Annotated in this window: 9 protein-coding genes; all 9 read right to left on the bottom strand. The window is 51.9% G+C overall.

Annotation, left to right across the window (positions count from 1 at the left end; translation table 11 throughout):
• Positions 1 to 51: 51 nt before the first annotated feature.
• The gene (locus BJP58_RS32120) at positions 52 to 1035 is read right to left on the bottom strand and encodes an AAA family ATPase (RefSeq protein WP_194542049.1); all 984 of its coding nucleotides are present in this window, start codon (positions 1033 to 1035) and stop codon (positions 52 to 54) included.
• An 82-nt stretch (positions 1036 to 1117) separates the two neighbouring features.
• Positions 1118 to 1771: a YdcF family protein gene (locus BJP58_RS32115; protein ID WP_194542048.1), complete on the bottom strand. Its 654-nt coding sequence runs from the start codon at positions 1769 to 1771 to the stop codon at positions 1118 to 1120.
• The gene (locus tag BJP58_RS32110) at positions 1771 to 2328 is read right to left on the bottom strand and encodes a ribonuclease FAU-1 family protein (RefSeq protein WP_071218240.1); all 558 of its coding nucleotides are present in this window, start codon (positions 2326 to 2328) and stop codon (positions 1771 to 1773) included. The genes BJP58_RS32115 and BJP58_RS32110 overlap by 1 nt, the downstream gene beginning before the upstream one ends.
• A 99-nt stretch (positions 2329 to 2427) precedes the next feature.
• Positions 2428 to 5124 (bottom strand): transglycosylase domain-containing protein, encoded by a 2697-nt coding sequence (locus BJP58_RS32105; RefSeq protein WP_194542047.1) that lies wholly within the window; start codon positions 5122 to 5124, stop codon positions 2428 to 2430.
• A 186-nt stretch (positions 5125 to 5310) separates the two neighbouring features.
• Positions 5311 to 5550 carry an RNA chaperone Hfq gene (hfq, locus tag BJP58_RS32100; RefSeq protein ID WP_071218242.1) on the bottom strand — a complete coding sequence of 80 codons (240 nt, stop codon included), beginning with the start codon at positions 5548 to 5550 and terminating at the stop codon, positions 5311 to 5313.
• A gap of 53 nt (positions 5551 to 5603) precedes the next feature.
• Positions 5604 to 6551: a tRNA (adenosine(37)-N6)-dimethylallyltransferase MiaA gene (miaA, locus tag BJP58_RS32095; RefSeq protein WP_194542046.1), complete on the bottom strand. Its 948-nt coding sequence runs from the start codon at positions 6549 to 6551 to the stop codon at positions 5604 to 5606.
• Positions 6541 to 7320 (bottom strand): class I SAM-dependent methyltransferase, encoded by a 780-nt coding sequence (locus BJP58_RS32090; RefSeq protein ID WP_194542045.1) that lies wholly within the window; start codon positions 7318 to 7320, stop codon positions 6541 to 6543. The genes miaA and BJP58_RS32090 overlap by 11 nt, the downstream gene beginning before the upstream one ends.
• Positions 7321 to 7337: 17 nt before the next feature.
• Positions 7338 to 9323 carry a DNA mismatch repair endonuclease MutL gene (gene mutL, locus BJP58_RS32085; RefSeq protein ID WP_194542044.1) on the bottom strand — a complete coding sequence of 662 codons (1986 nt, stop codon included), beginning with the start codon at positions 9321 to 9323 and terminating at the stop codon, positions 7338 to 7340.
• Positions 9324 to 9361: 38 nt separating this feature from the next.
• Positions 9362 to 12130: a DNA mismatch repair protein MutS gene (mutS, locus tag BJP58_RS32080; protein WP_194542043.1), complete on the bottom strand. Its 2769-nt coding sequence runs from the start codon at positions 12128 to 12130 to the stop codon at positions 9362 to 9364.
• Positions 12131 to 12419 lie beyond the last annotated feature (289 nt).

The following is a 12419-nucleotide window of genomic DNA, read 5'->3' as shown; positions in this document are numbered from 1 at the left end:
TCCAAAGAAAGCAGCGCTACCCCTTCATTATGTTCGAAGACAAGCTTAAAATCATTGTATTTTTCCGTTTAACTTAAAGTCCTCCGGCCGCAGGGTCATAAGCTCCAGCTTGCCGGGATTACCGGTTACGTACTGATTCAGCAGCCGAACCGATTGATTCCTTATCGATTTCTCGATGACATTCCGTACATAACGCGCATTACTAAAGGCGTGCAGTCCGTGATCCTTCTCCATCTGCAGGTGTTCCTTGAGCTTGCTCAGCGACTGTGGCATCAAGATATAATCCCTCTCCTTCGCCATCAGCTCCGAAATCTGTATCAATTGATCCAGATTGTAATCCGGGAAGTCCATCTGGATCGGAAAACGGGAATACAGGCCGGGATTCGAATCCATAAAAAAATCAATCTCATCACTGTAGCCTGCCAGAATAAGAATGAACTGGTTTTTATGATCCTCCATCGCCTTGACCAGCGTATCGATCGCTTCCTTGCCAAAATCCTTCTCGCCACCGCGCGCCAAACTGTAAGCCTCGTCGATGAACAGGATCCCTCCAAGCGCTTTTTTAACCAGCTCTCTGGTCTTTTGTGCCGTGTGACCGATATATTCACCTACGAGGTCCGCCCGTTCCACTTCGACCAGATGACCCTTATTAAGCACGCCCATCTTCTGAAACAGCTTTGCCACGATACGGGCGACTGTTGTTTTCCCTGTTCCGGGATTTCCTTTAAAAATCATATGGTACACATGACCGCCGCTTAATAAGCCTGCTTCCGAACGCATCTGGGCCACTTGAAGCAAAGCATAGATTTCAAATACCAAGTCTTTGATTTGTTCAAGACCTACCAGTTGATCTAGCTCTTTCTGTATTTCCTGGAATAGACTGTGCTGGGAAACAGGGTTTGGCGAAGGGGCCGGTTCGCGTTCCGGAACCGCACTGCTGATGAGTGGAGGTTCCGCGCTGCGGAGCACGACATTAATCTGCCTGGATGGCCGTCCTTCAGATCGGCCGTTAGCGGCCGTTACACGCCCGTTCATTGCTCCTCACCTCTTTATCCAAAGGGCTGACTATCTATTCCAATGTATTCTATTTACAGCCTGCTTATTAGAAGTTTCGTCCTCATAGGACACCCATGGCGATCAACAGCCGATCGGCCGTCCATTTCGTATACGCCAGCACTTCCCTAGACTTGTGTTTGGCCATCGGCAAAACGGTAGATTCCGTCAGCGATATAGAAGGACGATCATAACCAAGGGTTGTCGCAACCTCCATCGCCCTCGTCCCGTGATAGTCATGGGTTACTATAATGGCGGTTTTCCACCCATGCTCCTCCATTATTGCTTGGCTGAAGAGCAAATTCTCGTAAGTGCTCGTAGCTTCGTTCTCCAGGAAGATTTGTTCCTCGGGTACGCCCGCGTCGACCAAGAAATTTCTCATCCCTTCGGCTTCGGTAAATGGATACCCGGGCTTATCAAGGCCGCCAGAAACGATGAAGGTATCAAAACGGCCTGCATGGTATTCAACCAGTGCATGCTCAAGCCGTTCGCGAAGCCCAGGACTTGGCTGATCTCCCCACATGGAAGCGCCCAAGATGATGCCGACATCCGCCTTTTCCGACGGACTGCTGACGGCGCTTTCGATCTTCCAATATGCATAACCTGACCAGAGCACTCCAAGAACAACGAGAGAGAGCAGGGTAATCATCCCTCTCCGATACCATGCTCTCTTCTTAGTGCCTGCTCGTGGCAGACTCTTATGTATTTCCTGACGCATTATTTCTTCCTCCTGAACTCTCCGTTATGAAATAACTGGTCGCGATGCTTCAGAGACATCATAAAGTAAGGGAATTCATGCGCGTCGATGGCCCGAAGCAGATTCCGCGCGGTCACCTTGGCAAGCCTGTAATCATCCCGCGTAATGTCATTCCGCCCTAAGGCATCCTCAAGCTCATCTTCATCCAGCAAGAACACTTCACCATTTTTGACGACAACAACGTCCAAATACAGATCATCAAACCAAGGGACACCCTGATCCGTTACCCCTTGTTTCTTGCAAATATCGATGTACCATTGAACAATATTTCGTTTGTCATCAAACATGGCTGTCACGATGAAATGGCTGTCCTTCGGATAATACTGCAGCCATGAATAACCTTTGTCCGCGATTCGGTAAGTATGACGGCCATACGTCTTCCACAACGGTTCTTTCAGGCCATATATGGTATATAACGTGAGATACCCTGTAAATTGCTCACATTCCACATACCGGGAAGTGAAGTGCCGGCGGGTGATACGGCGCCAGTTCGCCCGATCTCCGAATTTACGTTTCATGGAACTTTTCCTCCCCATTCGTATTCCCAGCTTACCACATTTGGGTTTCACACTCAAAACAAAGAAGCCTCCGCAATCATGCGGAGGCTTTCAAATTCATTATGGGCTGTCCTGGGACTCGTCAGATCCGTCAACCGGATCCGACGGCTCCACAATGGTTCCCGGTACCGTAGGAATATTGCCCGAATCGGTGTCGGTTCCTCCAGTGCCTGTGTCGCCATTGTTAGATCCATCTCCCGAGCCATCCGATCCATCGCCAGGAAATTGACCATCTTGGCCATTCCCGGCCCCGTTTCCATTGTCAGGAGGATTTGTTCCATTACCGTTACCGTTACCGTTACCGTTACCGTTACCATTTCCGTTGCCATTGCCTGGGCCTTCACCATTCCCATTGCCTGGCTCGCCATTACCGTTGCCGTTCCCGTTGCCATTCTCATTTCCAGGAGGGAACTCATTGCCAGCTCCGTTGTCACCTTCATCAACCGGAGGCGGTTCCTGAATGTCCCCCGGATCGGGTTCCAGATCCTCAGGCGGCAATTCCTCGGATACAGCCACGATTTGCAAAATGTTCGAAGGTTCCGACTCATCGCCGGTTGATGGATCGAAGGCCGTCACATAATAATCGTAAGTCAAACCTTCCATCGCACTCATATCCTCGATAGCGGTTCCTCCCAAGGAATCGAGAATGCGGGTGTATTCCGATTCCGACGTTTCCTTACGGTACACGCGGTATTGAATGTTGCCGTGAACCGGATTCCAGCTCAGTGATACAGTCTGAGTCTCCCCGTTATAGGAGCCCGTCAAACCGCTGACTGCAGTTAATGTCGTTTCTTCTACAGGCGGCTGTACCGGCTCGGTACTCGGGAAGCTCTTGGCTTCATATCCCTGAACCGCCTTCTCCATTACTTTGCCCCATAGGGAAGCCGAGATCGAACTGCTTCGTTTCAGCAGATGCTGCCGGTCAGGGTTGTCATAACCCATCCATACAGCTGCCGTTAACTCCGGCGTATATCCGACAAACCATACGTCGCGGTTTGAGCTGACGCCCTTATAGCCGCTCTGCGTGGTTCCGGTCTTACCGGCTACCGGACGGCTGATTCGAGCATTTCTACCCGTTCCGTCCTCTACGACGCGCTTCATCATGTCTGTCATTTGCGAAGCCGTCGAAGCACTCATTACGCGCTTCCCTTTGCTGCCTTTATTCTCATGCACAACCTTGCCTTTGTTATCCTTAATCTGTTTGATCGCAAAAGCCTCTTTAAATTCTCCGCCATTGGCAAAAGCGCTGAAAGCCTGTGCCATCTCAAATGTGTTCGTACCTGTATCCATTCCGCCGAGGGCCAGGGATAAGTTCGCATCGCCTTCGGTCATCTTGATGCCGAGACTCTGTGCAAACTCGAATCCGGCTTTTACGCCGATTTGGTTCAACAGCCATACGGCCGGAATGTTCTCGGAACGCTGAATCGCTTCCGGCATGCCAATGGTCTCCGAGTAACCGTGCAGGTTGTTCGGACAGTAATTGCTGCCAAAACATTGCTTTTTATTACTTAATCTGGAGTCCTTCGTAAACTTCCCGGATTCCAGCGCCGGTGCATACGATACAATCGGCTTCAAGGCGGATCCCGGCTGACGACGGCTGTCGGTAGCCCGGCTGAACCCGCCGCGCGTATATTCCCGTCCACCGGACATGGCGACGATACCGCCGGTTTCCTGGTTTATGATGACCATAGAACCTTCAACCGGCACGTCGTCCGGACTTTCTTCAAAGTTTTCCGGATTCTTGAACTCTTCTTCCATTGCCGTCTGGGCATTCACGTCCATCGTGGTGTAAATCTGATAACCGCCGATGTTAACGTCGTCCTCGGTAAGGCCCCACTTCTCTTCTGCCTCTTCCATGACATAATCGATAAACGCTGTATATTTCTGCTGTCTTTCAGGCGGTGTATAAGCATAGTCCACTTTTTTGGCTTCCGCTGCCTCTTCGGCCGTGATATACCCCTGCTGTTCCATCAGGGTCAATACGACCGCACGACGCTCTTTGGAGAGGTCAGGATTCTTAAGCGGATTATATCGGGACGGTCCCTTCGGCATTGCCGCAAGTGTCGCCATTTCCCATAAATCCAGCTTGTTCAGATCCGACTTGCCGAAATAACGCTCGGATGCGGCTTTGATGCCGTAATAAGGTCCTCCGAAGTTAATCCGGTTTAAATACATCTCGATAATTTCCTGTTTGCTGTGCTGACGCTCAAGCGCCAGCGCGATCGACATTTCCGTCGCCTTCCGGAAGAAGGTTTTATCCCTGGTCAAGAATATATTCTTCGCCAGCTGCTGTGTGATCGTGCTTCCGCCTTCAACCATGGAACGGGCCATGATATCCTTTACCGCTGCGCGGCCGATCGACCACATGTCCACGCCGTTGTGCTCCATGAACCGTTTATCTTCTGTTGCAATGAATGCTTGTATCAATTTCTCAGGAATATCCTCGTACTTCACGGGATCACTCTTCTGGAGGGATAGTTCGCCCATCAGCGCGCCATTACGGTCATATACCTTGGAAGTACCGTATGCGGTCAATTTATCCTGATTCTGCTCCAGCAGCTTTTCACCGCTGATCAGGATGAACAAATAACCTGCAAGCGCACAGAAGATCGCAATGACGGCCGTGAAAAACAACGCCCACGCGATTCGCTTTCCCTTGCCCTTTTTCTTCTTCGCATTCGGTTTCGTGGTTTTGGATGTCTTCGAGTTGTCTTTGTTTTTATTCAACCGTGACATCTGATTATCTTTTCCAGCCATTTGTCCCCCTCCTTACTCCCTTGCGGGATCAAGCCTTCTGACTTTAAGTCATGCCTCGGAAAGAAAAGAACAACCTTCTCAGGTTGCTCTCTGCACTCCTTATAAGCTAAACGAATTATAAACCAAAAAGTTTCAAATTAATCAGTTGACGGTATGATTCTGCTCTTTATAAAACCATTCTAAAATCTATTGATCGCTGCTGTTATCCTGCATCAGGGACACATTACGCTGCGGCATGAACGTGGAGATAGCATGCTTGTACACCATTTGCTGACGGCCGTCGCTGTCAATCACGATGGTAAAATTGTCAAAAGCTTTGATCGTTCCACGGATCTGAAAGCCGTTTGTAAGGTATACCGTGGCCGGAATGTTCTCTTTGCGCAGTTGGTTCAAGAACGTGTCTTGGATGTTAATGGACTTGTTCATTAGCCGTACCCCCAATGGTTCATTTAGATTGTTTTGAAAATATATTCAAGATTTCAGTGAAACTTTCCTGCTATTATAGCACGGATTTTTTGATAGTTTGCAGAAAAATTTCCCGAGTCGGTGACGTCTACCCACTCGATGTCCTTCATGTGGCGAAACCAAGATAGCTGCCGCTTAGCGAATCGGCGTGTATCGCGCTTGAGCAGCACGACGGCCTCCTCGTAGCTGAATTCTCCGCTAAGGTATGAAACGATTTCCTTATAACCCAACCCTTGCATGGATACAAGTCCCGGAGCGAACCCTTTGTCCATGAGCGCCGCCACCTCATCAACAAGTCCCTGGCTCAGCATAAGATCAATTCGCTCTTCAATACGGTTATATAGCATTTGCCTGTCCATTGTCAAACCGACCAAGCATAAGTCATAGGGAGATTGCTTGGTTTGGGGCGCCAGTTGGGCCGAAAGTGGGACGCCGGTCATATGGTATATTTCTAAAGCACGAACGACCCGGCGTAGGTCATTAGGGTGAAGCCGTTCGGCCGTTTCAGGATCAACCTCTGCCAATTTTTGATGAAGAGCCTCGGCTCCGTGTTCATTGGCATAGCGGAACTGCTCTTCCCTAAAAACTTCATCCGCTCCGGTCTCGCTAAACTGATAGCCGTAGCACACCGACTCCACATAAAGGCCGGTTCCGCCAACAATGAACGGAAGTTTTCCCCGCTGCGTGATCTCCGTAATGAGCCTTTGGCTTTGCTCTTGAAATTCGGCTACCGAATAGGGGTGATCGGGCTCGTGAATGTCAATGAGATGATGGGGGACGCCTTCCATTTCTTCGACTGAAATTTTGGCTGTTCCGATATCCATTCCCCGGTATACCTGCATCGAATCGCCCGAGATAATCTCACATCCGAATTCCTTCGCAATTTCAATGCTCATTTTGGTTTTACCTACAGCTGTCGGTCCTATAAGAACGAGCAGTTTCGGTTTGGTTTCAACTGTCAATGGAAATCACTCCGTACGTTATTTTCGATTTTCCCCGTTCAGGCAATGTAAAGCCAAGCCGTTCAAACTCTCCGCTGGATCGCGCTTCCTTCATGACAACGGTTTTGCGCGCGACCCTGACCGCTTCTCTCACACTTTCCATTTCCAGCGGCTCCCCGTTTGCATAATGTCTCAAAGGATGGATGGAAGCCGATTCGGCGATCGGTTCACGGAACATCGGATCAAAATAAACAATGTCTACGCTCCGGTCCGGCAGCGACTTCAAATAATCCAAGTGATGGCTGTGCCTGACCTCGATTCGCCTCATCGCCTGATCACTGGCCTCCAGATGGCTTTCATAGGTCCGAAGCCCTTCTTTCAGCAGCGCATACAAGGGAAGCGAGCTTTCCAGAGCAGTGATCCGACTGTTCGGGCCGCCTTTGCCCGAAAATACCAGGGAGTCGGCTCCAAGCCCCGCCGTACAATCCAGTACGGAATCCCCTTCCTCCATTCCGGAAGCCTCCAGCATGGGATCGGGTTTTCCGCTCAGTACGCGTTTCAATCGGACAAACCCCATGCTCGGATGAAATTCCATGACCGAGCCGTCCGGTCCGCTAAGACGTACATGTCCGTTGAGTACGACCAACACGTCGTCATCTCCGGACCTGCGTGCTAATTTTCGCAATGAATGACCGCCGCGCTGGACATAACGGCAGCCGGTTTCCCGGGCTAAACTTATCGCGCGCTCCACAATGTCCGGCGCTTCCGCTTCTCCAGTTGTTATTATCATGAAGGTCCTCCTTGCTGTTACATAACGCGCTTAAACATTTTCTCCAAATCATAAGCCGAGAAGGAAACCACAATCGGTCGTCCATGCGGACATGTGTATGGCTGCCGGCAGGCGCCCAAACGCTGTATCAACGTCATCGCCTCCTGCTCCGTCAGCTTCTGATTGGCTTTGATGGAAGCCTTGCAGGAACACATGATCGACGAGGTTTCTCTCAGCTTGGCGATATCGATATTGCGTTCGCTCAACACCCATTCAGCCATCTCTTCGATAATGGCCTTCTCGTCGCCCTTGGGGAACCAGAACGGATGGGAGCGCACCAGGAAGGTATGACCGCCAAAAAACTCCATATACACGCCAACCTTTTCAAACCAGTGCAGCCGTTCCTTCACCTTTTCCGATTCCGAGGGCGTAAATTCCAGCGTAATCGGCAGCAGCAGCTCCTGGGATGCGTCTGCCGGGTTGCCAAACTGTTCGTAGTAATACTCGTAGTTAATCCGCTCATGCGCGGCATGCTGATCAATCAGGTACAGCCCGGTATCATTCTGCGCTATGAGATAAGTGCCGTGATGCTGGCCGATAAGCGTGAGCTCCGGAAATGGCGGGATCTCTGGATCTGGTCCTGAGGCCGACTGCAGCCACTCTTTCGTTACGGCAGGAATTCCGGCATTCCCCCTGGTCTCATTGCGGTATTCACTGCGATAAGAAGAAGCTGCTGCCGTTTCCCGCATTTGCGAGGTGGCGGATGTACCTGCTGCTCCGGACCCATAAGCGCGCTTGATATCCGGCTCAGACCGGGTGAAGACCTGCCCCTCCGGCCATGTCGCTGCAGGTGGCGCCTTGAGAGGCATGTTTCCGCCAATTGAAGGCTCGCCGCTTCCGGGGATCGCGATATCCCGTTCACTGCCGCTGTCGTTCGGCGAGGCATGGCTTTGCGCAGGAGAAAATTGCAGCTGTTCCTGGATATAGGCGTTGTCGCTTTTGCCAATATTTTGTTTGGCCGGGCGTGGAATCAGGATTTCCTGCTGCAGCACCTTGCGAATTTCTTCCTCCACCAAAGCGAACAGCTCCTGCTCTTTACTGAACCGCACCTCCAGCTTGGAGGGATGAACATTCACATCAATCAAAGAGGGGTGCATGGACAACTGAATGACAACGAGCGGAAACCGGTTGATTGGCAGCAGCGTATGATAACCTCTCAAAATCGCCTGCATCAAGCCGTAGTTCCGAATATACCTCCCATTGATGATCAGCGACATGCCGTTACGGTTTGCCCGGGTATAATCCGGGCGGCTGATATATCCGCTTAGCGTGTAGTCCATATTCTCCGCTTCAAACGGTAGCATCGCTTTGGCCGATTGGGTACCGTATATGGCCGCAATGACCTGAAGGGCATCGCCGTTGCCCAGCGTCTGCAGCAGCGAGTTTCCATTGTGCCTGAGCGTAAAGGCAATATCCGGCCGGGAAAGGGCCAGACGATACACATAGTCGGATATATGCCCCAGCTCGGTTTGGATCGTTTTCATATATTTCAGCCTTGCCGGCGTATTGAAGAACAATTCCTTCACGAGAAAATCCGTTCCTCGGGGTGCAGCCGTTTCTTCGTTCACGCGCAGATGACCGCCTTCGATTTCGAGCACCCGTCCGCGGCCATCCTGAGCATTGGACGTAACCAGACGCACCTTGGATACGGCCGCGATGGATGGCAGGGCTTCGCCCCGGAATCCAAGGCTGGTGATTTGAAACAGATCGCGGCCTTCAGCGATTTTGCTTGTCGCATGGCGGTAAAAAGCCGTCTCGCAATCCTCCGGATCAATGCCGGCGCCGTTATCCGTTACGCGAATGCTGTCCAGTCCGCCTTCTTCGACCGTTACGTCAATCTTGGTGCTCCCGGCATCAATGGCGTTCTCGACTAGCTCCTTTACAACGGAGGCAGGCCGCTCCACCACCTCACCGGCAGCAATCTGGTTTGCAATATGCTCGTCCAAAATCCGAATAATCCCCATCGTTCCTACCTCCGTTTCATTTCATCCCCATGCCAAAATCACATATCCTTCGCTTGAAGCTTCAGGTCGTTCAGGAATTGCATGGCCTGAAGCGGCGTCATATTCATCACGTCCGCGCCTTTAACGGCAGCAATGAGGCTCTTGACGGCAGGATCTTGAGAAGTTTCCTGCGCCATGGAATGCTGATCCTTGCCAGGCTTAACACTCGGTTCAGGCACTTCCTCCTCGCCAAAAATGGAGAGCTGCACCACGCCGCCCTTCCGGTCGGCGCCGCTCAAGCTTTCGGTATACGGCATCTTATCATCACGATGCTCATAGACAGCTTCCGATCCGCTTCGTCTCTCATCGGAAGGAGCTGCGGCAGCTGGCTGCTCGCGCTGCATCACAATCCCTTGCTCCGATGCCACCGCGGCCAGCGAGGCCATCTCCAGGCCCTGCAGGAGCCCATAGGCGCGGTCAATGATGCTGCCGGGCAATCCTGCCAATCTCGCACAGTAAATGCCGTAGCTGCTGTCAGCCGCGCCAGGGATCAGCTTGCGGAGAAAATGCACTTTGTCTCCGCTTTCCTGAACCGCCATGGAATAATTTTTGAGACCGCCAAGGCTTTCCTGAAGATGGGCGAGCTCATGGAAATGCGTGGATACCAATGCCTTACAGCCGATATGGTCATGCACATACTCAATCACGGCTTGCGCAATCGCCATGCCTTCACTCGTCGACGTACCGCGTCCCAGCTCGTCGATGATAATCAGACTGCGGGGCGTTGCTTTTTCCGTCATGACCTGAATATCCGCCATTTCCACCATAAAAGTGCTCTGGCCGCCGATCAGATCGTCTGCCGCTCCGATGCGGGTAAAGATCCGGTCCACCAGCGGGATAACCGCGCGCTCTGCCGGAACAAAGCAGCCCATCTGGGCCAAAATCGATAACAAGGCAACCTGGCGCATGTATGTGCTTTTTCCAGCCATATTCGGACCGGTAATCAGCAGGATCGAGGAGCCGTCCTTGCGTAAATCCGTCCCGTTCGCGATAAACGATGAATCCTTCATGACGGCTTCCACGACAGGATGACGACCGCCTTCAACGATATAATCATACCCTTCGCTCAGCTCCGGCTTCACGAACCGGTATTCCGCGCTGACCGCGGCCAGGGATTGATAGACGTCAATCTCGGCAATGCGCTCCGCGAGCTTTTGGAGCCGGCTCACTTGGGTATTCAGCTTGTCCCTGAGCTCGGTAAAGAGAGCGTACTCCAGATCCACCATCTTCTCCTGCGCCTCAAGGATCAATCCTTCCTTCTCCTTCAGCTCGGGCGTGACATAACGCTCCGCGTTCGCCAGCGTCTGCTTGCGCTCATACCGGCCTTCCGGCAGGGACGACAGATTGGACTTCGTCACCTCGATATAATAGCCGAACACCTTGTTGTAACCGATCTTCAGCGACTTGATCCCCGTAGCCGCGCGTTCCTTGGCTTCCAGCTCGGCGATCCAGCGTTTGCCGCTGGTGCTCGCTTCACGAAACTCATCCAGCCGCTCGTGATAACCCGGCTTGATGATGCCTCCGTCACGCACGGATACCGGCGGTTCGTCAACAATCGCATTCTCGATCAGTTCGCACAGATCGTCGCAAATATCCGTATCCGCAGCCACCCGGCGCAGCGTCTCGGAAGCAGACTCGGCACACAGCTCTTTCAGAGAAGGAATTTGTCTTAATGACAGTTTGAGCGCGTTCAAATCCCGTCCGTTCGCGCTGCCGAACGCAATCCGGCCGACCAATCGCTCCAGATCGTATATCTCTTTAAGCGCCATCCGCAAATCTTCACGCAGTATGTACTGGTTATACAAATGCTCAACAGCCTCCAGCCGCTCTTCAATCCGGCTGCGGGACAGCAGCGGTTTATCGATTCTCCGCCGCAGGAGTCTGGCTCCCATCGAGGTTTCCGTGCGATCCAGAAGCCACAGGAGCGATCCTTTCTTCGAACGCTCACGAACCGTCTCAACCAGCTCCAGGTTGCGTCTGGTGAACGGATCCAGAACCATGTATTGTCCCGGTTCATAGGAAGCAATCTGCGTCAGCTGCCCCAGCGACCGCTTCTGCGTCTCGCTTAAATACGAGATCAGCAGGGATATGCAGGCTCTTCGCTCCTCTTCCAGGCGGGCCCAAGCCGGCTCACCGAACTGGGTGCGTACCAATGCGTCCTCCCTGCGATCCCATGCCGTATAGACGATGTTGCGGCTGCCTGGAAGCGCCTGAGATGAAATGATATCAAGCAGCGCCGCGTCCCCAATAATCTCGGAAGGCTCATAGAGGCCAATCTCATCCCGCAGCCATTCCTCCGAAGATGGAACTGACGTCACATAAAGCTCCCCGGTTGACAGATCGCATGCCGATAAAGACATCAAGCCGCCCGTTTCCGTGACACACACCATGTAATTGTTCGACTTGTCGTGCACAACCTTGCCGTCCATGATGGTCCCCGGCGTGACGACCCGAACGATTTCCCGCCGCACCATGCCTTTCGTGACTGAAGCATCCTCCATCTGTTCGCAGATGGCGACTTTGTACCCCTTCTCAATCAACCGCTGAATATAACCCTCCGCGGAATGATAAGGGACTCCGCACATCGGTATTTTCTCTGCACCGCCGCCTTCGCGGCCGGTCAGCGTAATCTCCAATTCCTTCGATGCAAGGATTGCATCATCAAAAAACATTTCGTAAAAATCGCCTAAGCGGAAAAAAAGAAACGCATCGCGCGCTTGTTCTTTGACCTTCAAATATTGTTCAATCATCGGCGTATATTTAGCCATGACGTACCTCCATTACCTTCTAGCTTGACCTCCATTATAACAGAAATTGACCGCAAGGCATTACGGTTTAACGTGCGCGTTCAAAAAGGTCGGTTTTCAGCACCGAAGCTTATGCTTCCGATGTGCGTTTGTTCAAAACGCTTCAGTTGGATGAAGCTAGGGAGTGAGGAGCGGAGCGTACGTAGTTTGTACGTGAGCACCGGAAGGCCCGGCTGAATTCAAGATTCGATGCCGAGTTGCTTCTTGATTCACTTCGTGTTAGATATAGAATTTATTCGTTATCAGCAGA

The sequence above is a fragment of the Paenibacillus sp. JZ16 genome (assembly GCF_015326965.1).
Lineage (GTDB): Bacteria > Bacillota > Bacilli > Paenibacillales > Paenibacillaceae > Paenibacillus_AQ.
This window is presented reverse-complemented; position numbering and strand designations above follow the sequence as displayed.